We start from the raw sequence: 23,998 nt of genomic DNA on the forward strand, positions 1-23,998 counted from the left end.
TTTCCTCCTAAAATAATTAAACTCTTGACATATATTCACCATCTCTAGTGTCAATTCTAATCATATCTCCTGTATTTATGAATAGAGGCACATTTAGAGTATAGCCTGTTTCAACTGTGGCAGGTTTTGATCCACCGCTTGATGTGTCTCCCTTAACTCCTGGTTCAGTTTGAGTAACTTCAAGTTCAACAAAGTTTGGAGGAGTTACTCTAAAAGCTTTGCCTTTATAGAAGTTAATTGTAGCCATGTCATTTTCTTTTATAAAATTAAGTGCGTCTTCAACCATGTCTTTTTCTAACGGAATTTGTTCATAAGTTTCTTGATCCATGAAATAGAATAATTCTCCATCAGAATATAAGTATTGCATTTCCTTATTTTCAATTACTACTTTTTCAAATTTTTCAGAAGGATTAAAAGTTTGGTCTTTAATTCCTCCTGTAAGTACTGACTTAATTTTTGTTCTAACGAAAGCCGCACCTTTTCCTGGTTTAACATGTTGGAAATCTATAACTTCATATACATCCCCATCCCATTCAAAAGTAAGTCCCTTTCTTAAATCTCCTGCTGTAATCATTAATCTTTCCTCCATATTAATTTTCTAAATCATAGTGATTTAATGAAATTGGCTGAAACTTTACGTATTCAGGCAATACATCACCAAATGATTTTACCATTAGATAATCATAATTTACATTTATACTACTATTTTTATCATATAAATCAATTAAATATCCTTCAAGCATGCAATTATTAGAAATCTCTGCTCCTTCATTTATTACAATTATACCAAATAACTTATTATCATTAAACACAACTTTATCATTTATTATTAAAAAACTTATTTTTGCTCTATTTCTTAATTCTAAAGTCCCAGATTTTTGATAAATTATATCTTTGTTCTCAAATTTTCTAACTTCAACTTCTCTCTTTACAAATTCATCAAGTTCTTCGTCATATTCTTCAACTTCTTCTAAGATAGCTCTTGTCCCGGCTATATAATCTATTATAAAATCTCCATCTAATTCAATAAATTCTTTATTAGAACTTTGGAAATTATGTTTGTTAAAACCCTCTTTAACTTCTATCAACTCTTCGGATTCTAATTTTGAAGAATTTAGAATTCCGTCTTCTTCTTTATATATTTTATTAATAATATTTGCTCTTATCTTCGCCGCTGCTAAACTATTTTTAAACTTTATATTTGTATCAATTTCTACTAAATCTTTTTTCCCGGAGCTTTTATTGACAATATTTAGTTTTTTAATATCTGTATCTTGTAAATTTATATTAGTTTTTAGATTAATAGTGTATTTGTTATTAAAAACAATTTCTTCTAATTTCTTCTTAAAATCTTTATCAGAAACTGCCATATTTAAGACAGATTCTGCTGCATATTTTGAATTTATTTTCTCTACTCTATTAAAGTTTAAATAAGTCGAATTTTCCACAAAAGAATAAATAAAGTAAAAAAATATTGCCAACAAAGAAATAATCATAAGAGTAATTATGTAAATATATCCTCTATTTTTCATAAGCTTAAATTCCTCTTGGCTATAAAAATTTTCGATTTATTATTATCTTTTTCAAGATACAATTCAAAATTTGAGCCAGTATCTTTAATATAAAAATTCTTTACAGTATCAATTAATACATTTCGACCTCTATATGATTTAAAATTATTCTTTTTTAAAACAGTTGCCTCAGATAAGTTCCTATAAACTGCATTCTGATAAAATTCATAACTAATATATTCAAACTTGTTTCCATTTTCTTTTACAAAGTAAACTTTATCATCAATTGAATAATTATAATCTGAACTAGCAATTTCATCTTTTATGTATTCTATTGCGTAAGAAATTTCGGAGCTTGTGTTTTGATTTAAATAAGTTTTTCTAAGGGATTTACTTGAAATGTTTAAAATTGATGTCACAACCATTGCTATTATTAGAATTAAACCCATTGCCATTACAAGTTCAATTAGTGAATAACCCTTCATCCCACAAGTAAAATTCAATTTTAACTTCTTCATCTGCACCTCTTCTCTTACCCCTTACAATAAAATGATTTAAATTATCTGACTTATTATTTTCAACTTTTAAATCAATATCCTGATAATCTTCAGTAAATTTTATTTCGCCAGTATTGTAATAATTTCCGATTATTTCTTCACTACAAGAATTTACAGCATTTAGTAATTCTTCTCTTTCGCCCAAATGATTTTGATTTTCCAAAAGGGTGATAATATTTGGAAGAATTATGGATGCAATAAGGCCAATTAAAGCTATTGAAAATAATATATCTATCATTAAATGGCCTCTATTTTTCTTTTTCATATAAATTCACCTTGCCTGTGACTGGCTGAATAGTAAGCCTTATTGGTTTATCGTCAATAATAAAATTAATAGTACCTGCAGAATTAATGCTATTTAAATTTGATGGTTTGCCAGTTGAAGTAAATCTTATATCTCTAGTATTTGAATCTAAAACTTTTATTAACTTATTAAATTTAATACTCTTTTTATGATTCCCATAATACATCTCATAACCATCATCATTTATTACTATATTAGTCCTACAATTATTAATTTGAGCATAATTTTTTATAAATTTTATATTAGTTGAAAGCTCTCTCAGTTGGTACTTCGCTTCTAACCTATCTCTAACATTAAAATTTATATTAGAAACAGAAAGAATTATTAAAATTATAGAAATTGAAAGAATCATTTCTAAAAGTGTAAAACCTCTATACTTCTTCATGGTAAGTAAATTCTCCAATATACATAGAAGTTTCCACGCCCTCATAGGGAATTATATAAAGAGCAGATATTTTTTCTTCTTTAAAGTTTAAACTCGTCCAAGTCTTTAAAGGAATATCACCATTGTATTTTATAAATTCTTCATTTGTATTTAAAACTCCAAATTCTTTAATATGATCTGACAGTAGAAAAGAAAAATCAATTTCTCCGCAAATTCTATCTAGGCCTATAATTATCTTTTCTTCTTTTGGCTCTTTAATATTAATTACAGAAATTATATTTCTTATGTTGTCTATTTCCACATTTTTATTACTCGAAGATAGAGCAAATTCATTAAATAAAATTTCCGAGCTTTCATCTTTTTCAATATTATCAACAATAATTTCTTCTAATTTTTGAGGTTCTTTATTTTCAATTATTTCTTTTGGAATGATATTTTCTATAGTTTTTGGTTTTTCTTCAACTTTTGCAACTTTCTTAAGTTTTTGTTTTACAGAAGTTTTCTTTGGAGTAGTTTTTGTATTTTTAATCTCAACTTTTTCTTGAGGTTTATTTTCTTCGTCTTTTACTTCAATTTTTAATTCTTCTTTATCTCCACTAAAATAAGAACTTTTTAAGTCACTGTAGTAAATATTTTCAGATGGCTTTACAGCTTTAAAATCATATGAAAATTTATTTTCACCATCTCTTTGAATATTAATTGTAGAAAATCCATAATATTTTATGAATTTTTTTGTACTAGATAGATTATCTAGAGAACTTTCTCCTAAAATTGAAAGAGTTTCAATATTACTATTTTGCTCTTTAGAAAAATTATTTTTAGATAAGTTCATATCATTAGCAATTAGTGCTAAGTTTTCATTAGAGAAGTCATTTAGCCCAGAGTAATTTAAATTTTCTTCTTTGATATTTTTAGAATTTTCGTAATTTGATAATTTCTCACTATATAATTCATCTTTTGGTTTTATGAAAAAGTAGTAAATTATAAGTTGAATTAATAAAAGTATTAAAATTGAAAATAAAATTTTCTCTCTATTTGAAAATCTACGATAACCAATTTTATTCGATAATTTATCAAATATATCCATCTAGAGCCTCCTTTACAACATTTGAAAGTTCTTTATGCAACTTTTTATTGGGATGAATTCCATCTATTAGGTCATCTTCAATATTATTTTCTAAGTTGTATTTATAAAATGATATAATTTTATATCCTAACTTTTCTTTATTCGTCTCTAAAATTTCATTAAATTCTTCAACTTTTAAATTTATAGATTTAAAACTCATAAAACTTAAAAAAGCATTGTCAATATTTTTAGCAGATGTTTTGTAGGGCGAAATTATATAAATTTCTCCACCCAATTTTTTTAACTTCTCAATGATTTTTTTAATGTTATTAAAAACGCTCTTAACACTATTATTATCAAGAAAATCATTAAATCCAATGTGAATTATGTATTTATCGTATTTGAATAAATTATCTATTGCCAATAATAGCTCAGATGAGCTAAGGCCATTAACTCCATAATTATCTATATCGTATCCATCTTCTTGCAAAAAATAAATTAAAGACTTTCCGCCCACTAAATATCCAGCAAAAATCGAATCTCCTAATGCACAAATTTTCATAAAACTCCTTAAAAAAAGAGAGCTTAAAAAATTAAACCCTCTTCTACAAAACTAAAATATTTATTATCGCCAATTATGATATGATCTGCTATTTCAATTTCTAAAATTTTTGAAGCATGAACTAATTTTTCTGTCAGATCAATATCGGCCCTTGATGGTTTCGGGTCTCCAGTTGGATGATTATGTAATAAAATTATACTGTGAGCATTGTCATTGATTGCTGCCTTAAATACTTCTCTTGGATGTACAACTGTCATATTAATAATTCCCTTAGAAATTTCTCGAATGAAGTTAATTTCTCTTTTAGTATTTAAAGTCATGATTCTGAAATGTTCTTGATTTAGAGAGCTCATCTCACTCATCACATAATTTGCTGCAATTGAAGGAGTTGTCACTCTTACTTTATTATTGTAGGAGCTCTGCGCAAGTCTAACCCCGAGCTGCACAGCAGCAACAATCATAGAAGCTTTAGCTTCTCCGATTCCTTCTACTTGCATTAAATCTTGAACACATACATTTTTTAAGCTCCTAAGCCCATCATTATCGCCTTCTGATTTTATAGTTTTTAAAACTTTATCAGCTATGGCGATTGCGGAATCTCCACTTTTGCTTCCCGTTCTAATAATCAGAGCAAGAAGCTCTGCATTTGAAAGATAATTAGGTCCATATTTTATAAGCCTTTCCTGTGGCCTATCGCACACTGGCATTTCTTTAATAGTATTTTTAAAAATTTTATTTGAATACATCACTTCACCATAAACTAATTCCAAAAAGTCTCTTTAAATCTCTCGATAATTTAGCAATTGGAAGACCCATTATATTAAAGTAATCTCCATTAATCTTTTCAACTAATAATGCTCCGTAGCCTTGGATGCCATAAGCTCCGGCTTTATCTGCATATTCATTAGTGTCTAAATACTTTTCGATATCCACATTTGAAAATTCATAAAATTTAACTTCAGATTTCTCATAATCTACATATTTTATATTTTCTGAAATTTTAAAAATTGCATAAGCTGTATAAACATTATGAGTTTTACCAGATAAAGATTTAATCATATCTTTTGCTTCATCTCTATCTTTTGGCTTACCTAAAAGCTTTCCATCGTACTCTACAATTGTGTCTGAAGATATAACTATAGAGTCTATATTTTCTTCAGCAACACTTATTCCCTTTTCATAGGCAAGGCCCATCACAGTTATTTGTGGTGGATATTCCTCATCTTTTATTTCATTAATTTCATGTGTTTTTACTTCAAATTCAATAAACTTACCTAAAATTTCTCTTCTTCTAGGAGAATTTGAAGCCAAAATAATTTTTTCCATATTATCCCCTAAGCTTAGCTAAATTAGTATTATTAGTTATATAAATTGATGCAAGTCCTACAAAAAATCCTGTAAAAATTCCAAGGATTACTAAAATTGGAAGATAAGCAAATATCGCAGTAGTCTTCATAATAAATGAAGCAACTAAAACTTGTCCCAAATTATGAAAGAAAGATCCTATTTCACTAATTCCAATTAAAGATAAATATTTTCTTAAAAATTTATGTGACAATACCATTGCTATTGTACTTAGTATTGCGCCAGCAAATGAAAAGAAAAAACTTGACACTGCACCAGTAACAAGGGCAAGTAATACTGTTTTAAAAATTGATACTATAAAACCTTCTTTATATCCAATTGAAACAATAGTCACAAGAACCACCATGTTTGAGAGTCCAAGTCTTGCTCCAGGAATGGCAACTGGAAGTGGAATCATGCTTTCAAAAAGTCCTAAAACTATTCCCATCGCTGATAGTAAAGATAGATAAATTAATTTTCTATTATTTCTCATTTTAAAATCATATCCAATTCATCATTATTTTTATCTTCCGAAACAATTTTTACCATAAGTCTATTTGGAAGACAAATTATAGAATCTCCTGGAGTTGAAATTTCACCCATTCTGATACAAATTCTATCTTTACAATCTGATTCGTGCATATGAACTCTTCCATCTTCAATTGTGATAACATTTTCTCCATATTGAGATTTTATTTCTATTTCTTCATTATGTCCCTTAGCTAATTCTATTTCTTTATAAATTTTTCCATCAATTGTAATCACTGCTTTTTTATTTACATCTTCTCCTATTCCTGAAAAAGAATTATTAGTAATAAAATAGAGCACTACTGAAAAAATTATTAAGACAAGAATAACTACATAGTCTAGTTTTTTCATTAGTTTCATAAATTTATTATATCATATTAACTTTTTTATTAAATATTTAAAATACAAAAAAAGCCTACTGATTCAAAAGACAGTAGACTTTAAAATTTATGGAGGCGACAACCGGATTTGAACCGGTGATAAGGGTGTTGCAGACCCGTGCCTTACCACTTGGCTATGTCGCCATAACAAAATTAGTATAACATCAATTTACAAAAAATACAAGTTAGATTTTACAAAAATTATACAATTGAAGTTAATTTTTAATTTTATATTAACATAATTTTATTTCTAGGTAATTTAAAATTTTAAAAATTTAAAACTTTTAAAATATTTTTGATGAAAATAGCTTTATTTCTAATGTTCAGCTTCTTCTTAAATTGACAATCATTCTAAATAATTGTATAATTTTAAAAACTCATAAGATAATAATTATATATTATAAAGGAGAATTAAGATGAAAATAGTTAAGTTTGGAGGAAGCTCTCTTGCTGATTCGGAGCAGTTTCAAAAAGTAAAAAACATCATTGAAGAAGACAGCGACAGAAAATATATTGTTGTATCTGCACCTGGAAAAGGAAAGCACAACAACCACAAAGTCACTGATCTTTTAGTTATGTGCCATCAATTGGCAAGTCATGATCTTAACTTTAATGAAGTTTTTAAAATTATTGAAGATGTTTTTGTAAATATTGTTGAAGACTTAAATCTTACAATTGATATTAGAACAATACTTGATGATGTTAAAAATGAAATTACTAATGGAGCTAGTTATGATTATGTAATTAGTCGTGGAGAAAATTTATCCGCCCAAGTCCTATCTAACTATTTAGGATTTGAATTTATTGATTCAAAGGATTTAGTAGTTTTTAATAAGAGAACTGTAGATTTTAATAAATCTGAGAAAAAGATTAAAGAAGTTTTAGAAGGCAAAGAATATGTAGTTATCCCTGGATTTTATGGATCCAACGAAGAAAGTAAGATTACAACTTTCTCCCGTGGAGGATCTGACATAACAGGTTCTATTATTGCATCTAGTTTAGGTGCAGAAAAATATGAAAACTTCACAGATGTAAGTGGATTTTTAGTTGCTGATCCAAAAATTGTAAATAATCCTGCAACTATTAACACAATTACTTATAAAGAATTGAGAGAACTTTCATATATGGGAGCAAAAGTTCTTCACGAAGAAGCTCTATTCCCTTTAAGAGATAAAAATATTCCAATTAATATAAAAAACACAAATGCACCAGAAGATGCTGGAACTTTAATCCTAGCTAAGTGTGATTCTAAAAATACAAATATTGTCACAGGAATTTCTGGTAAAAAAGATTTTACTGTCATAAATTTAGAAAAAGTAAATATGAATTCTGAAATCGACTTTTTCAGAAAGCTCACAACTGTATTTGAAAGTAATGACATCCCTATTGAGCATTTGCCATCAAGCATTGATTCAGTTTCAGTGGTTGTGTCTGATTTAAAATTAAGTTCAAAAATGGACAAAGTCTTAGAATCATTAAAAATTTATTTAAATGCAGACAAAATTTCAACTGAAAGAGATATTTCTCTTATTGCAGTTGTAGGACGAGGCATGATTAATGCTAAAGGTGTTTCAAGTAGAATTTTCACTGCTCTAGCAAAAAGTGGCGTAAATATAAAAATGATTAGCCAAGGATCAAGTGAAATTAATATTATCATTGGTGTAGAAACAAAAGATTTTGAAAATGCTATAAATTCAATTTATAAAGAGTTTTACAAGGAGGAAGAAAAATGAAAAAAGTTAATGTAGCTGTTGTAGGTGCAACAGGTCTTGTTGGAAGCACAATGCTTAAAGTTTTAGAGGAAAGAAACTTCCCTATTGATAATTTATATGTATTCAGTTCTAAAAAATCTGCTGGAAAAAAAATTAAATTTGCCGGTAAAGAATATACAGTTGAAGAATTAACTGAAGATTCCTTTAAAGACATAGATATTAAAATTGCACTATTCTCAGCTGGCGGATCCGTAAGTGAAAAGTTTGCTCCAATTGCTGCTAAAGAAGGCGTTACAGTAATTGATAACAGTTCTGCTTTTAGAATGCACGACGATGTACCTCTAGTAGTTCCTGAAATCAATCCTGAAGACATTAAAGAAAATAAAGGAATTATTGCAAATCCTAACTGTTCTACTATTCAATCAGTTCTTCCACTTAAACCAATTCTTGATGAATACGGAATTAAAAGAGTAATCTATTCAACTTATCAATCAGTTTCAGGTTCAGGAGTTAAAGGTATAGCAGATCTTGAGGAAGGTACTAAAACTGCTTACAAATATGAAATTCAAAACAACTGTATACCTCAAATCGACGTGTTCTTAGATAATGGATATACAAAAGAAGAAATGAAAATGATTAACGAAACTAAGAAAATTCTTCATGACGATATGAAAGTTACAGCTACTACAGTTCGTGTACCTGTTAAAAATTCTCACAGCATTTCAATTAATGTTGAAACTGATAAGCCTTTTGAAATTGAAGATGTTAAGAAAATTATTTCTGATTATAAGGGACTTGTTCTTGAAGATAATCCATCTGAAGAAGTTTATCCAATGCCACTTCACTCAAAAGATCACGACGAAGTTTATGTTGGAAGAATTAGAAGAGACTTTACAGTAGAAAATGGAATTAACTTATGGTCATGTGCAGATAATATTAGAAAAGGTGCTGCAACTAATGCTGTTCAAATAGCTGAAAAACTTTTGGAGGTATAAGATGAACCTAGCATTAATGGGCTTTGGTACTGTTGGAACTGGAGTGGAAGAAATTCTTTTTAAAAAGAAGGATTTTCTTTCACAAAAAGGTTTTGACATAAATATTAAAAAAGTTTTAATAGCTAATGCAAATAAAAAAAGATATCCAAAAGATGATAGTATTGAGTTTACTGCTAACTTTGATGAAATTTTAAATTCTGATGTAGACACAGTAATTGATGTAACTTCAAACTTAGAAGAGACTTATAAGAGAATAATTGAACTTATGAATGCAGGTAAAAATATTATTACTGCAAACAAGGCAGTTGTTTCAAAATATTTTGAAGAATTAAACGAAACTGCAAGGAAAAATAATGTTTACTTTTCTTATGAAGCATCAGTTGGTGGAGCAATTCCTATAATTCACCCACTTATGGAAGAACTTCAATTTAATGAAATAAATAGTGTCTCAGGAATTTTAAATGGAACATCTAACTTCATTTTATCTGAGATGGAAGAAAAAGGTCTAGATTATGATGTGGTTTTAAAAAAGGCACAAGATCTAGGATATGCAGAAGCTGATCCCACTGCTGATGTTTGTGGATTTGATTCTCAAAGAAAAATTAGAATACTATCTTCCCTATCATATAATGCAAAGATTAAGGAAGAAGAAATTTTAACTCTTGGCATTTCAAATATCAAAAAATCAAATATAGAATTTTCAAAAAATAATAACTACAATATTAGGCTTATAGCAAATTCCCAGCTAAAAGGCGAGAAAATTTATATTACAGTTATGCCAATGCTTGTGAAAGATCCTTTCTTTAGCAATACTATTAAATCTCTAAATAAAGTTAGAGTAACTGGAGAATATTTTGGTGAGTACAGATTCTTTGGTGCTGGTGCAGGAAAGCTTGAAACTGCCGATGCTGTAATTCGCGATCTTTTAAGAATTTACAATTGCAGCGAAATCAAACCATTTTATACTGCAGAAAAAAATTATAAAGTTTCAACTGATTTAGAAAATAAATACTATATTTCTGTTAAGGAAGTTAAAGATGCACTTTATAAAGTAATTAATAGAGATGAAACAAATGATTTACATCATATTATTACAAAAAATCTTAACTTCGATGAGTTAAAGGATATTTTAAATTCTTACGAAGAAGATGAAATTTTTGTAGCAGCAGTTGAGGAGGAAAAATGAAATTTTTATCAACTAGAAATAAAGACTTAAAAATCTCTGCAAGAGAAGCAATAGTTAAGGGAATCTCAGAAGACGGTGGATTATTTGTCCCTGAAAGTTTTCCTAGGTTTGATATTTTTGAAAATATTGAATTAAAATACACTGACCTTGCTCACAAAATTTTATCATTATATCTTACAGATTTTGATGAAGGAGATTTAAAAGAATTAATCGAAAAATCTTACGCAACTTTCCCTGAATTTGTTGCAAATGTTGAGTACAATTCCAATGAATATCTTGAGCTATATCACGGAAAAACTTCAGCTTTTAAAGATTTTGCTCTTTGTTTATTACCAAATTTACTTGCTTATGCCAAAAAATCTCTTGGAATCGAAGATAAAACTTTAATTCTAACTGCAACTTCAGGAGATACTGGTAAAGCAGCCTTAGAAGGATTTTACAACAAAGAAAATATTGACATCTTAGTTGTTTATCCAACAGATGGAGTTTCTGCAGTTCAAAAACTTCAAATGGATACAACAGATTCATTAAATTCAAAAGTCATTGCAATCGAAGGAAACTTTGACGATGCACAAAGTTCTGTAAAAGAAATTTTTAATAATCCTGAAATTAAAAAATCTCTTTCAGATAAAAATGTGTACCTATCTTCTGCAAACTCAATAAATATTGGTAGACTTCTTCCACAAATTGTTTATTATTTTTATGCTTATGCAGATCTTTATAAAAATAATAAAATCCAAAAGGATGAAAAAATTTCTTTCTGTGTTCCAACTGGCAACTTTGGAGATATTTTAGCAGGATTTTATGCAAAAGAAATGGGACTTCCTGTAGATAAATTAATAATCGCATCAAATTCTAATAATGTCCTTACAGATTTCTTTAGCACTGGAGTTTATAATGCCAACAGAGAATTAGAAAAGACAATGTCTCCTTCAATGGATATATTAATTTCTTCAAACTTAGAAAGACTTCTATTCCACAAATCTTCGGATGAAGTTGTTGTCGAAAAGATGAATGATTTAAAAACTAAGGGAGAATTTAATTCAGATATTAAATTTGATGAATTTTTGTGTGGTTTTGCAAATGAAGAAGAAACTTCTAAGACTATTTTAAAAGTTTATGAAGAAGACAAATATTTAATCGATCCACATACTGCTGTTGCAAAATTTGTTGCAGATAAATGTGGAGTGAGTAATACAGTTATTCTTTCGACTGCAAGTCCTTACAAATTCTCATCTTCTGTTCTATCTTCCCTTGGAGAAAAATTATCAGAAGATGAATTCGATAATATTGAATTATTAAATGAAAAAACTGGTGTGGAAATTCCAAAGGAAATTGCAAAACTTCGAAATAAAAAATTGATTCATGATACTAAAATTGATAAAAAAGATATTTCTAAAGAAGTATTAAATTTTTCCGATAGAGGAACAAGAATTTCTGTACCTGCAACTTCAGCAAACTTAGGACCAGGATTTGACGCACTTGGTCTTGCTGTTAATTTATACAATATTTGTGAGTACAAAAAAACTGATGAAGTTGAAGAATACAATAAAAATATAAAAGAAAATTTAATTTATAAATCTTATGACTATACTTTTAATTACTATGGCGAAAAAAGTGTTCCAATAAAGATTGAATCTAAAACTGATATCCCAATGTCTAGAGGACTTGGATCTTCATCAACTTGTGTAGTAATGGGAATCTTAGCAGCTTTCCATGAAATTCATAAAGAAATAGATAGAAGAGAGATTTTAAAAATCGCAACAGAGATTGAAGGTCATCCAGATAATGTATCTCCTGCAATTTTTGGAGGATTTACATCTACTGTTTTTGAAGATAATAAAATTTATCTTGAAGAATTTAAAGCTTCGGACAAGATTAAATTTTTAGCACTTATACCTGACTCACCACTATTAACTGAGAGTGCGAGAAAGGTTCTTCCTGAAAATTATTCAAGAAAAGATGCTGTATTTAATATTTCTAGAACTTCTATACTTCCACTTGCTTTGATTTCTGGAAATTATGAAAACTTAAAAATTGCTTTCCAAGATAAAATCCACGAATCTTATAGATTTAAGTTAATTCCTGAAATGGATAAAATTCAAGCTGCTATAAAAGAAAGTGATGCAATTTCACATTACTTAAGTGGAGCTGGCTCAACAATTATGTTAGTTTTAAAAAGTGATGATTTTAAAACTAAAGAATTCTTGGGGGAAAAACTTTCAAAACTTGATGGCGACTATAAATTAATTGATTTAGAAATCGATTATAAAGGAGCATTAATAATATAAAGTTTAAATAAAGGAGAAAGCATGAAAGACTTCAAAGTTAAAGACTTGGTAATTACATCATTGTTCATAGCATTAGTTTATGTTTTTACTTGGGTTGTCAAAATTCAACTTCCCTTTGCACCTAATGGTGGACTTATTCACTTAGGCAATGTCCCATTCTTTCTAGCTGCAATATTTTTTGAAAAAAGAGTTGGAATGTTAGCTGGTGCTATTGGTATGGGTTTATTTGATCTAACAAGCGGATGGGTGATGTGGTCACCAATGACTATCATATCTGCTCTAATTATGGGATATATATTAAATAAACTTAATTATCCTAATTTAAAATTTAATAACTTAATCATTTCCTTTATTTTAGTGGCAATTGTAAAGGTAGTAGTATACTATATAGGAGAAATATTTATACTCCATTCATTTATACTTCCTCTTGCATCAATCCCTGGAAATATCATTCAAATTTTGGTATCTTCAATAATTGTTTTAATTGTAATGAAACCTATGGAAAAGATTGTTAAGCAGATTTAAAAAGTGTGGCAAGTTAGCCACACTTTTTTATTGCAACAATATATCAATTGATAAAAAAAGAAGCTGTATTTCTACAACTTCTTCTAGTTTATAATTTTTTTAAATATTTATTTAATAATTTGTAGGAAGCTTCTTCATCAACAGTTGAAATAAGTCCTGCAGAAGATAAAATATATTCACTGTCAAGATAAAAATCTAAATCTTTATTGATTAAATATTTACCATCTAAATTCTTTATCGCTCCAAGAATTTTCTTTGGCTCTCCTGAGTTAATTAGTGAACCACCTGTTCCAATGAACATTTCAGCTCTTCTTAGGTCTTTACCATACTGTTGATATATAGTTCTAGTTGGTGTTTTAATTTCCTTTAATCGACCAATATGTCTTTCAAGGGAAGTTTTCGTTGCTATATAACAAAGGGCATTATCAAACTTAATATCTTTTTCTTCTTCAGGTATAAAGTTCGTGTGATTAAATCTGTATTCACACTGTTCTTTAGCATTCTCGATACCTAATTCTTTAAAAGGTTCATCCCCAACTGATTCATAAAGAGCAGTTGCAGAATATCTCATACCCATATCCCCTTCAACAGTTCTCTTTTCATAAGGTTCATCAATTGCTGGCGATAAAATATTTTCTTCACCATAATATGATCTACCAATTGAGTGGATATCTGTTGTGGCTCCACCAATATCAACAGATAAAATCACTTTATCTAAAAACTTTGCATAGACTGACATAGCTTTTTGAACTGCTATTGGAGTTGGAAGTAGAATTTCAAAATCTTTACTTAAAAGATCTATCCCCTTTGCATGAGCAATAGTTTTAATAAATATATCACCAATAGTTTTTCTTAGGGGTCTATAATTAATAGTATTAGTAGTTGGCATTACATTCTCTGTAAATGTAAAGTTAATATTTGTATTAGAAAAAATCTCTTCTATTTCTTTATTTGCATCTACATTACCAGCTACCACTATAGGTATTTTTATATCTTTTTTAGCTAATTGTTTTGCGTTATAAATAATATTGTCCTTGTTTCCGTGATTAGTTCCGCCACATAGAACAATTACATCGGCACCTGAATTTTTAATCTCTTCAGTTTTTTCATCATTTATTTCATATGAATAAACATTTAAAATCCTTGCGCCACTTGAAAGAGAAGCAAGTCTTGCAGCATTTGTTGTAAGGTTTTTCGAAAAACCTATTGCTACAACTTTTAAACCTCCAGATGCTGATGAGCAACCTAGTATCTTATCAAATTTAACATCTTTACCTAATTTCTCAAAGGCATTATTAAATCCAATTCTTACATCTTTGTCAACTGTTGTGTAACTAGATGCATTAGCTAAAATTTCATTTGTATCTGTATCTACTATATGAAGTTTAGTGTAAGTTGACCCAACATCTACTAAAAGGTATCTCATGCTAACTTTTCTTCAACGATTTTCATTATTTGTTCTTCATTCTTATCAACGATTTTTCTTACTTCAGCCATTTTATCTTCAAGTTCATGTCTATAAGATTCATCTTTAAGAGAATTAAGATTAATAATTACGTTTAAGAAAGCTCCTTCAACTGCAGCTCTAATATTTATAACTGCAACAGCTACGTCAGTAATTGCATTAGAGTTACCTTTTTCTGCAAGCTCTCTTGCATAGTCATAAAGTTCTGTAACTCTAGTTCCTAGTCCAAGAGGTACTTCAATAGCATTTTTGTAACCTTCTTGAATTTTTTCTGATCTAGCAGCTTTTTCTTCTTCAGTTTCCTTTGGAAGTTTCATAGCATCCATAACACCATTAAAAGAATTAGCATCTTTGTCAATTCCTTCTACAAAGTCATCTTTGTATTTAACTAATTCTTTTTGAAGTTCTTCCATTCTATCAGAAACATCTAGATATCTCTTCTTACCAATTGTAAGATTAGCAACCATTGCTAGAAGTGAAGCAGCCATTGCTGCGTTTAATGCAGCAATGGAGCCACCTCCTGGTGCTGGAGAATCAGATGCTGTTTCATTAGCGAATTCTACTATATTTAAATCCTTAAGCATTTTTTCCTCCTATTTAAGATTAGAATAATCCTGTTATAGTACCATCATTATCAATATCCATTTTGTTAGCAGCTGGTACCTTTGGAAGTCCAGGCATAACCATGATATTTGAAGTTTGTACTACAATAAATCCTGCTCCTGCAGATACTCTAACATCTTGAATTTCAATGTCAAAGTCTGTTGGTGCACCCATTACATTTTTATCATCTGTAAATGAGAATTGAGTCTTAGCAACACAAATTGGAAGTTTATCAAGACCAAGTTTCTCAAGTGTTTTAACTTGTTTTTTAGCAGCTGTAGTAAATTTAGCTTGTCTACCTCTGTAAATTTCAGTAACTATTGTGTTAACCTTGTCTTCTATACTTGCATTTTCATCGTAAAGTGGTTTGAAGTTTTTGTTTCCTTCATCAATTAGTTCTACAACTTGTTTTGCAAGATCTTCAGCACCTTCTCCACCCTTAGCGAAGCATTCGCAAAGTGAAATTCTAACGCCTAATTCTGCACAAAGTTCTTCAAGTTTTTTGATTTCAGCTTCAGTATCAGTGTCAAATCTGTTGATTGCTATAATTGGAGATACGCCAAACTTCTTAACGTTTTCTACGTGTCTTCTTAAGTTTGCAAATCCTTTTTCTAAAGCATCTATATTTTCTTCTTTTAATTCTTTTTTATCTACTCCACCATGCATTTTAAGTGCTCTTATAGTAGCTACTATAACCACTGCATCTGGTGAAAGTCCAGCCATTCTACATTTAATGTCCATGAATTTTTCAGCACCTAAGTCAGCACCGAATCCTGCTTCTGTTACTGCATAGTCACTTGTAAGAAGTGCTAATTTAGTTGCAAGAATTGAGTTACATCCATGTGCAATGTTTGCAAAAGGTCCACCATGAATAAATGCTGGTGTGTTTTCAAGAGTTTGTACCATATTTGGTTTTAATGCATCTTTAAGAAGCATTGCTACTGCTCCTTGGATTTCAAGGTCAGCTACTGTTACAGGTTCTCCATCTAAATTATACGCAACAATCATCTTAGAAAGTCTTGTCTTTAAATCTTCAATATTTTCTGATAGACAAAGTACTGCCATAATTTCAGATGCTACTGTAATCATGAAGTGGTCTTCTCTTGGGAATCCATCAGCTTTTTTACCAAGTGAAATTACAACATTTCTAAGGGATCTATCATTCATGTCGATAACTCTCTTCCAAGTAATTTGTCTAGAATCTATTCTTAGAGCATTTCCTTGGTGAATGTGGTTATCTATACAAGCAGAAATAAGGTTATTTGCAGCTGTCATTGCGTGTAGGTCACCTGTGAAGTGAAGGTTTATATCTTCCATAGGAACTACTTGTGAATAACCTCCACCTGCTGCCCCACCTTTAACACCAAAAACTGGTCCTAGAGATGGTTCACGAAGTGCTACTGCAGATTTTTTACCAATTCTGTTAAGTCCTTGAGTTAAACCAATTGAAACTGTAGATTTTCCTTCACCTGCTGGTGTTGGAGAAATTGCAGATACTAAAATTAATTTACCATATTCATTGTTCTTTTTAATTCTATTAATTGCATCCCAAGAAATCTTAGCTTTATATTTACCATATTGTTCTAAGTCGTCTTTTTCAAATCCAATTTTTGAAGCAACTTCTTCAATTGGAAGCATTGTAGCTTCGTCAGCTATCTGAATATCAGTTTTAAATGCCATTATATTACTCCTCTATTAATAGTGTTTCTAATACTTGTTCTTGTTTTAAACCATCAATTTGCATATAGTATGCTGCTGAATCAATAAGAGCTTGTAGTGGAAGTAGTCCAATTAGTTCAGTGTTAACTACAGTTACACCATATCTCTTAGCTTCAGATTTAACCATTTCAAGTGCTTGATAGATTGCAGTTTTTTCAAAGTTTACAAGGTTCATTGATACTTGAGTTTGACCTTTTTCTTCAAGTTCAAGACCAATAGCCTTAACAAATCTAAGTCCTCCACCAATGTGACGAACAGTTTTTGCAATTTTATCAGCAATTTCAAGATTATTAGTATTTAGGTTTACGTTGAATGCAACTAAGTGGAATCTTGCTGCTACTGCAGTAGCTCCAGATTTAGCATTCATTTCTTGTGGACCAAAATCAGGTTTCCATTCTGGTTCTTTGATTTTATCGAAGAAACCTTCGTATTGTCCCTTTCTTACTTTTGCAAGGTTCTTTCTATCAGGAGAAGTTGCGGCATCTTCATATAGATAAACTGGGATTCCCATTTCACCTATAGCAGCTCCAACTTTTTTAGCATATTCAACACAGTCTTCAGTAGTTACTTCAGTTACTGGAACAAAAGGAATTACATCTACTGCTCCCATTCTTGGGTGAGCTCCATGATGTTTAGTCATGTCTATTAATTCAGATGCAACTTTAACTGATTCTAAAACAGCGTCAATTACAGCTTCTGGTTCACCAATTACTTCTACAACAAGTCTGTTGTGGTCAGCATCTGGTTGGTAGTCAATTAACTTAATATTTTCTTTAGCTCTAAAACATTCTGTAATTTTATCAATAGTATTTTGATCTTTACCTTCAGAATAGTTAGGTATACACATTACTCTTTTCAAATCAATTTCCTCCTTAAATTTGATTTTAGATTATTTATATTAACTTACTTTACACTTGCATTATATTAAAGGCTGACAACTTTTTCAACAGCTTCTAGAAGAGTATCTTCAGAAATTACAGTTTGAGCTTTTTCAAGTTCTTCGTAAATTTCAATACTTGAATCATCTTCAATAAATGCAACTTTTTCTCTAATAGCATCATAAGCTGCCTTAGTTCCCTTACCTAATTCGTATTTTCCTTCTTCCATTTCAACTCTAAAATCGATTGCTTGAGCAGCTATCATAAGTTCAGTTGTAAGAATTCTTGCAACATTTTTAACAACTTCTCTAGCTTTTCTTGAAGCCCAGTTACCCATTGATACGAAGTCTTCTTGGTTTTCACAAGATGTGATTGAGTCAACACTTGCTGGATGAGATAAAGTTTTGTTTTCTGATGCAAGTGCAGCTGCTGCGTATTGAGTAATCATAAATCCTGAGTTTAATCCAGGATGTTTAACTAAGAATGAAGGCATTCCAGAAAGAGTAGTGTTTACCATTCTTTCGATTCTTCTTTCAGAGATATTTCCTAGTTCGGAAACAGCAATAGCTAAGAAGTCTAATGGTTGAGCCATTAATTCTCCGTGGAAGTTTCCACCAGAAATTACTTTTCCATCGTGAGTGATAATAGGGTTATCAGTTGCTGAGTTTAGTTCTATTTCAACTTTTTCTCTTACATATTCTAATGTATCTTTACTTGCTCCATGAACTTGTGGCATACATCTAAATGTATAAGCATCTTGTACACGTAATTCTGCAGTGTGAGTTACATAAGTTGAACCTTCAAGAATATTTCTTAGATTTTCTGCAGTTTTTAGTGATCCTGCATGTGGTCTAATAGTGTGTAGTTCTTCCCAGAATGCATCGATGATTCCTCTAGCTGATTCAACTGCCATAGCTCCAGCGATATCTGCAATCTTAGAAAGTTTTAATGCATCGTAAGTTGCAAGAGCACCAGTTGCTGTAAGAACAGTAGTACCATTAATAAGAGCTAATCCTTCTTTTGCTGCAAGTTCTATTGGTTTGATTCCAGCTTTTTCCATAGCTTCTCTTCCTTGTAGAAGCTCTCCTTCATAATAAGCTTTTCCTAGTCCAAGCATTGGAAGAACCATGTGTGCAAGTGGTGCTAAGTCTCCGGATGCTCCTAGAGAACCTTTTTCAGGAATATATGGAACAACATTTTTATTAAGCATTTCAAGAAGTAATTCTATAGTAGAAAGTCTGATACCAGAAACTCCCTTTAATAATGAATTAATTCTAATAAGCATAACTGCTCTTGTTTCATCTTCTGGAAGTGGGTCTCCAAAACCTGAAGCGTGAGTTCTAATTATATTTTCTTGTAGTTGAGCTGAATCTTCTTTAGAAATTGAAACTCTTGATAGAGAACCAAATCCTGTGTTAATTCCGTAAACAACTCTTTCTTCTTCAACAATTTCTTCAACATATTTTCTTGATTTGTTAACATCAGCTATTGCCTTTTCATCAATTTCTACTTGAACGTGATTTCTTGCAACTGCTACTAATTGCTCAAGATCAAGATCATTACCTGTTAATACTACTTTGTTCATAATTATACTTCCTTCCTTTTAATTAAATATTCTCTTTTCAAAAAATTCCGAAGATGAAAATTATTTGTAAAATTTTGAAAAAAGTTTGCCCTTTTATAGAGAGTTAAAAATTCATTTGCAAAGCTATTTTAAAAACTTAGATAAAAGCTAAGTTGTGATTCTGCAAATGTTTTCTATCTTGATTTTATTCCAAATATATATTAAAGTCAATAATTTTAAGATAATAAATCCAATATTACTTAAAAAAGAACAATTCTTTATTTCTTTTTTGTAGTAAATTAATTGATTGTTTTTGCGAATTTTCTGCCTATTTATTTAATATTATATTTTGAGATTACTGTGCTATGATAAATCGATAATTATTTTTAGTGAATTAATCGATAAATTTTCTCTATACATTTTTAATCAATCTATTTATAAAGAAAAATAATTTCTCAATTAATTTTATATTTATTAGCAAAAAAAAGGCATGAAGCTTATCTTCATGCCTAAAAATTTTTTAAAATTATGATAATAGAACTGATCCTATAACTCCACCTATAACTAGGAAAATATCGAAAGCTATAAATGTAGGAACACAAGTATCCCAAATGTGGTCATGTTGTCCGTCTGCATTAAGACCAGAAGTAGGTCCCATTGTAGAGTCAGATGCTGGAGAACCTGCATCTCCTAGAGCTGCTGCTATACCAATTAATAGAATTATAGCTGCGTGGCTAAATCCTAATTGTTGTGCTAGAGGTACATAGATTGCTGCAACTACCGGAATTGTACCGAAAGATGTACCGATTCCCATTGTTATAATAAGTCCTATTGCTAGAAGTACTATAGAAGAAACTACAAGTGAGGATCCTTCCATCATAGAAGCTGTATTGTTAACTAAATGTTCTACTGCTCCTGATGTATTAAGTACGTTTGCATATCCACCAGCAATAAGCATTACAAAAGCGATAAATGCCATAAGATCAAGTCCGCCATTGATCATTTCATCAATTTCATGCCATTTAATAGATCTTGTGATAAGCAAGAAAATTATACCTATAATTGCTGAGAATGGAAGGTTAGTTGTAATAATTTGAGCAATAAGCATTGCTACTGCAGCAACTAGTGCTCCCCATGCTTCACTTGTCATTGACACATGAGCATCAAGTGGTGCTACACCTGGAACTTCAAGATCTTGGTATTCTCTGTCTTTTCCATAAAGAACAAATACTACAAAGATAAGACCAACTAACATTGAAAGTCCACCAATCCACATAACTTTTTGTGTATCATCAACTGTTGTTGGCATACCAGCATCAGTCATGTTTGATGCAATTATGTTGTGGAATATAAGTCCAAATCCTGCTGGGATTGAGATATAAGGTGCTTTAAGTCCAAAGCAAAGAGCTGATGCAACTGCACGTCTGTCTATCTTTAACTTATTCATAAGTCCTAGTAGTGGTGGAATTAGAATAGGTATAAAGGAAATGTGCACTGGTAAAAGGTTTTGAGAAAAAACTGAGATGAATGCAATTAAGAAAATAAATGCAAATTTATTGTTTCCTACGATTTTAGAAACCTTTTGTGCAAGAATAGTTATAAGTCCTGATTTACCAATAGCATAAGCGAATGCTCCGATTAAGATATAAGCTAAAGCTGTTTCAGCCATTGATCCCATACCACCAATAATTGTGCTAATAATTCCATCGCCTTCAGTTGCAAACATTGGTAATCCGCCAAGGTATACACCTTGCCAAGATTCAGGGTCAAAAACATAAAGTGGCATTCCTGCTGTAAGTCCTGCTACAATACCTGCAACAAGTAATGATAGTAAAACGTTAAGTTTTAGCATACATAGTATTACCAATAATAAAACTGATACTACTACTGGGTTAAATAATAACATAATTTTCCTCCTTTTTGAAAATGTTTTCTTTAATTTTAAGCCATATTTTATTTAAAGTCAATCGTTTTCTTAAAAGTTCATAAAAAAAGACATTCTTTTAATAAGTTTTCATGTTACAAAATTATCTTATCGAAAGAAGCCTTTCAAACGCATTTTTAATTTTAATATAAGCCATTATATTATTCAAGTCAAATAGAAAAGAGAGCTTTTGCCTCCTTTCTTTGTTATTACTTAACCCCATGTAGTAACCTTATTAAAATTTAAATAAAAGATCTTTTTGTCTTCTTTATTTTCTTTTTAAAATTTTTTAAGTTATTTTTGTATTCATAAGCATCGTATATTTTTATTTTCTTATTATACTTGTGAAGCTAAATCAAATACCTTTTCCTTATCTTCTTTGTTGAAGAAAAACCTTCTTGTGATATCATTCTTAGTAAAATATAATAAGACCAAATCTTTATGTTCTGCCTTATTTTCAAAAGTTATTGCATCTATATCTTGCCAGCTCCAAATTTCATGTGACTTAAAAATTTTCATATCTGTATACATTTCAAGTTCTTTTTTAGTAGCTGCAACATATTTCTTTGTAAGAAGTGACAATAATAAGAGCAAAGCTAGAATCAAAGTAAGTTTAAATTTTGTAAATATGGCAAGTCCAATTAAACTAAAAGTTACAACGCATGCATATTTTTCTAAAAAGCTTTTTCTAGGATTTACATATACATATTTTATTGCTTCTATTTCTTCATCCCAGGGTAATTTAATTTTTTTATCTTTACTCATATTTTCACTTCCTATTTTTAAATATTAAGCACTAAGTTTAGGAGCTTTTCCTTCTGCTCTTCTTCTTTCAAGTGCTTCAAGAGCAATTTTGGACCTATGATAAATTCAAATTATTCTCAATATCATTATATTTGAAATAATAATATCAATATAGCTTTTTTGTTTTATTTTAAAATTTATGTTTTTATTAACTATGTTAAAGTAAATTTATTTTTACTAATATATTTTAAGGCATAAAAAAACTGGCCCAAAGGCCAGCCTTATAAATCTTAATTATTTTTTAACAACCTGTCTATCTTCAACTACAAGTTCACCGTCAATATAAACTTGTTCACAAAGATTTGTTGCAAAGAAATATAATGTGTAGTCGATGTTATGAGCATCAAATACAGTTATATTTGCTCTCTTACCTTTATCAAATGATCCAATTGTATCAGCTCTATCCACTGAATAAGCAGCATTAATTGTTACTGCATTATAAACTTCAATTGGAGTAAGTTTCATTTGTAGACATCCAAGTTGCATTATAAATTGTAAGTTTGCAGTAGGACAAGATCCTGGATTAGAGTCTGTACAAAGTGTAATTGCCATTCCCTTGTCAAGCATCTTTCTTGCTGGAGCATAAGTGTCTTTCATAAGTGAAAAAGTTGTACCTGGAAGTAGATTTCCAATTACATTATTTTCAGCAAGCATTTCAATTTCTTCATCTCCAATTACCATTAAGTGTTCAGCTGAAACTGCATTTACATCTGCTGCAACTTTAACTCCACCAATGTCTTCAATTTCATCAGAGTGAATTCTAGTTTTAAATCCGTGTTCTTTTGCTGCTTCTAAGATTCTTTCAGATTGTTCTGCAGTAAATACTCCCTTTTCACAGAATACATCACAAAATTCTGCAAGATTTCTCTTAGCAACTTCTGGCATCATATCAATTACAATATCTACATATTCGTCTGGATTGTCTTTGTATTTGTCATGAATTACATGAGCTGCCATGAAAGTGATAATAAGATCAGTTGGATAATCTTCATTTAACTTATTGAGAACTTCAAGCTCTTTAAGTTCAGTCTCAAGAGTAATGCCATAACCACTTTTTGCTTCAACTGCAGTAACTCCATGGACAAGCATATGTTCAAGCAAGTCTTTAGTCTTATCATACAATTCTTCGAAACTTGCTTCTTCAGTTGCTTTTAAAGTTGAAAGAATTCCTCCGCCAGCTTCAAGAATTTCTAGATATTCCATTCCATTTAACTTCATAGCAAATTCATTTTCACGACTTCCACCATATACTAAGTGAGTGTGGGCATCAATTAAGCCTGGAGTCGCAACTTTTCCGGTAAGATCTATAATTTCAGTATTGTCATCTTTTAAATTTTCATAACCATCGCCTTCGCCAACTTCTAAAATTTTTCCATCAGCTATTGCAATGTAAGCATTTTCTAAAATGTCTGCTTTGTTCATTTCTTCACCTTTAAGTGGTCTGCCTAAATCTTTAGGTGAAAAAACTTGTTCAAGATTAATTAATATTTTATCCGCTTTCATAATTCCTCCTTAAATCTGCATATACATTAACACTTATACTATACCCATAACTATATAAAATAAATAAAAAATCTGCAAACTTAATTTATAAATTTGCAGATAGTATTATATTTAATTATTCACATCATTATCTTTTTCAATAATTTTTTCCTTTTAGTTTTAAGTATTTTTTAACTTTGCTAAAATTCTTTG

24 protein-coding genes and 1 tRNA gene are annotated in these 23,998 nt (G+C 29.9%); 5 read left to right on the forward strand and 20 right to left on the reverse strand.

The features are described 5' to 3' along the window. Positions 1-16: 16 nt before the first annotated feature. From efp to KQI68_RS04985, 12 genes are all read right to left on the reverse strand, one after another. A complete protein-coding gene (efp, locus tag KQI68_RS04930) occupies positions 17-574 on the reverse strand; it encodes an elongation factor P (protein ID WP_216549031.1) in 558 nt (185 codons plus the stop codon). 16 nt (positions 575-590) lie between these two features. Further along, on the reverse strand, positions 591-1,532 hold the full coding sequence (locus KQI68_RS04935; protein ID WP_216549032.1) for a hypothetical protein: 942 nt from the start codon (positions 1,530-1,532) through the stop codon (positions 591-593). Further along, positions 1,529-2,029: a prepilin-type N-terminal cleavage/methylation domain-containing protein gene (locus KQI68_RS04940; RefSeq protein ID WP_216549033.1), complete on the reverse strand. Its 501-nt coding sequence runs from the start codon at positions 2,027-2,029 to the stop codon at positions 1,529-1,531. The genes KQI68_RS04935 and KQI68_RS04940 overlap by 4 nt, the downstream gene beginning before the upstream one ends. Then, complete coding sequence (locus KQI68_RS04945) at positions 1,974-2,333, reverse strand: type II secretion system protein (protein ID WP_246541248.1); 360 nt, start codon at positions 2,331-2,333, stop codon at positions 1,974-1,976. Before KQI68_RS04945 ends, KQI68_RS04940 begins: the two co-directional genes overlap by 56 nt. After that, positions 2,317-2,757, reverse strand: a complete 441-nt coding sequence (locus tag KQI68_RS04950; protein ID WP_216549034.1) for a prepilin-type N-terminal cleavage/methylation domain-containing protein — start codon at positions 2,755-2,757, stop codon at positions 2,317-2,319. The genes KQI68_RS04945 and KQI68_RS04950 overlap by 17 nt, the downstream gene beginning before the upstream one ends. Then, positions 2,744-3,844: a hypothetical protein gene (locus KQI68_RS04955; RefSeq protein WP_216549035.1), complete on the reverse strand. Its 1,101-nt coding sequence runs from the start codon at positions 3,842-3,844 to the stop codon at positions 2,744-2,746. The genes KQI68_RS04950 and KQI68_RS04955 overlap by 14 nt, the downstream gene beginning before the upstream one ends. After that, positions 3,831-4,385 carry an SGNH/GDSL hydrolase family protein gene (locus KQI68_RS04960; protein WP_216549036.1) on the reverse strand — a complete coding sequence of 185 codons (555 nt, stop codon included), beginning with the start codon at positions 4,383-4,385 and terminating at the stop codon, positions 3,831-3,833. Before KQI68_RS04960 ends, KQI68_RS04955 begins: the two co-directional genes overlap by 14 nt. Positions 4,386-4,408: 23 nt before the next feature. Next, entirely contained in the window at positions 4,409-5,155 is a 747-nt protein-coding gene (gene radC, locus KQI68_RS04965; RefSeq protein ID WP_343221662.1) for a RadC family protein, read from the reverse strand. Next, positions 5,136-5,711, reverse strand: a complete 576-nt coding sequence (locus tag KQI68_RS04970) for a Maf family protein (protein ID WP_216549037.1) — start codon at positions 5,709-5,711, stop codon at positions 5,136-5,138. Before KQI68_RS04970 ends, radC begins: the two co-directional genes overlap by 20 nt. A 1-nt stretch (position 5,712) precedes the next feature. After that, positions 5,713-6,222 carry a Gx transporter family protein gene (locus KQI68_RS04975; protein ID WP_216549038.1) on the reverse strand — a complete coding sequence of 170 codons (510 nt, stop codon included), beginning with the start codon at positions 6,220-6,222 and terminating at the stop codon, positions 5,713-5,715. Then, positions 6,219-6,617 (reverse strand): NusG domain II-containing protein, encoded by a 399-nt coding sequence (locus KQI68_RS04980; protein WP_216549039.1) that lies wholly within the window; start codon positions 6,615-6,617, stop codon positions 6,219-6,221. The genes KQI68_RS04975 and KQI68_RS04980 overlap by 4 nt, the downstream gene beginning before the upstream one ends. A gap of 90 nt (positions 6,618-6,707) precedes the next feature. Next, positions 6,708-6,781 (reverse strand) — tRNA-Cys (locus tag KQI68_RS04985). Between the two features lie 272 nt (positions 6,782-7,053). Here KQI68_RS04985 and KQI68_RS04990 point away from each other — a divergent pair. From KQI68_RS04990 to KQI68_RS05010, 5 genes are read left to right on the forward strand one after another with little or no spacing between them, the layout of a single operon-like run. Beyond that, a complete protein-coding gene (locus tag KQI68_RS04990; RefSeq protein WP_216549040.1) occupies positions 7,054-8,370 on the forward strand; it encodes an aspartate kinase in 1,317 nt (438 codons plus the stop codon). Continuing rightward, positions 8,367-9,344 carry an aspartate-semialdehyde dehydrogenase gene (locus KQI68_RS04995; protein ID WP_216549041.1) on the forward strand — a complete coding sequence of 326 codons (978 nt, stop codon included), beginning with the start codon at positions 8,367-8,369 and terminating at the stop codon, positions 9,342-9,344. The genes KQI68_RS04990 and KQI68_RS04995 overlap by 4 nt, the downstream gene beginning before the upstream one ends. A 1-nt stretch (position 9,345) precedes the next feature. Further along, positions 9,346-10,530 (forward strand): homoserine dehydrogenase, encoded by a 1,185-nt coding sequence (locus KQI68_RS05000; RefSeq protein WP_216549042.1) that lies wholly within the window; start codon positions 9,346-9,348, stop codon positions 10,528-10,530. Beyond that, positions 10,527-12,821: a threonine synthase gene (gene thrC, locus KQI68_RS05005; RefSeq protein WP_216549043.1), complete on the forward strand. Its 2,295-nt coding sequence runs from the start codon at positions 10,527-10,529 to the stop codon at positions 12,819-12,821. Before KQI68_RS05000 ends, thrC begins: the two co-directional genes overlap by 4 nt. Positions 12,822-12,842: 21 nt before the next feature. Continuing rightward, positions 12,843-13,346 (forward strand): ECF transporter S component, encoded by a 504-nt coding sequence (locus KQI68_RS05010; protein WP_216549044.1) that lies wholly within the window; start codon positions 12,843-12,845, stop codon positions 13,344-13,346. 88 nt (positions 13,347-13,434) lie between these two features. Here the strand turns inward: KQI68_RS05010 and glmL are convergent, their stop codons facing one another. From glmL to hutI, 8 genes are all read right to left on the reverse strand, one after another. After that, the gene (gene glmL / locus KQI68_RS05015) at positions 13,435-14,772 is read right to left on the reverse strand and encodes a methylaspartate mutase accessory protein GlmL (protein ID WP_216549045.1); all 1,338 of its coding nucleotides are present in this window, start codon (positions 14,770-14,772) and stop codon (positions 13,435-13,437) included. After that, positions 14,769-15,395 (reverse strand): cyclodeaminase/cyclohydrolase family protein, encoded by a 627-nt coding sequence (locus tag KQI68_RS05020; RefSeq protein ID WP_216549046.1) that lies wholly within the window; start codon positions 15,393-15,395, stop codon positions 14,769-14,771. Before KQI68_RS05020 ends, glmL begins: the two co-directional genes overlap by 4 nt. A 19-nt stretch (positions 15,396-15,414) precedes the next feature. Then, positions 15,415-17,094, reverse strand: a complete 1,680-nt coding sequence (locus tag KQI68_RS05025) for a formate--tetrahydrofolate ligase (RefSeq protein WP_216549047.1) — start codon at positions 17,092-17,094, stop codon at positions 15,415-15,417. Positions 17,095-17,098: 4 nt separating this feature from the next. Then, positions 17,099-17,992, reverse strand: a complete 894-nt coding sequence (ftcD, locus tag KQI68_RS05030; RefSeq protein WP_216549048.1) for a glutamate formimidoyltransferase — start codon at positions 17,990-17,992, stop codon at positions 17,099-17,101. A 65-nt stretch (positions 17,993-18,057) separates the two neighbouring features. Then, positions 18,058-19,596 (reverse strand): histidine ammonia-lyase, encoded by a 1,539-nt coding sequence (hutH, locus tag KQI68_RS05035; RefSeq protein ID WP_216549049.1) that lies wholly within the window; start codon positions 19,594-19,596, stop codon positions 18,058-18,060. A gap of 505 nt (positions 19,597-20,101) precedes the next feature. After that, positions 20,102-21,481, reverse strand: a complete 1,380-nt coding sequence (locus KQI68_RS05040) for a Na+/H+ antiporter family protein (RefSeq protein ID WP_216549050.1) — start codon at positions 21,479-21,481, stop codon at positions 20,102-20,104. A gap of 354 nt (positions 21,482-21,835) precedes the next feature. After that, the gene (locus tag KQI68_RS05045) at positions 21,836-22,264 is read right to left on the reverse strand and encodes a hypothetical protein (protein ID WP_246541249.1); all 429 of its coding nucleotides are present in this window, start codon (positions 22,262-22,264) and stop codon (positions 21,836-21,838) included. 273 nt (positions 22,265-22,537) lie between these two features. Beyond that, on the reverse strand, positions 22,538-23,806 hold the full coding sequence (gene hutI, locus KQI68_RS05050) for an imidazolonepropionase (RefSeq protein ID WP_216549051.1): 1,269 nt from the start codon (positions 23,804-23,806) through the stop codon (positions 22,538-22,540). Positions 23,807-23,998: the final 192 nt, after the last annotated feature.

Origin of the sequence: Peptoniphilus ovalis (assembly GCF_018919265.1) — a bacterium.
In the GTDB taxonomy this organism is placed as follows: Bacteria; Bacillota; Clostridia; order Tissierellales; family Peptoniphilaceae; genus Peptoniphilus_A; species Peptoniphilus_A ovalis.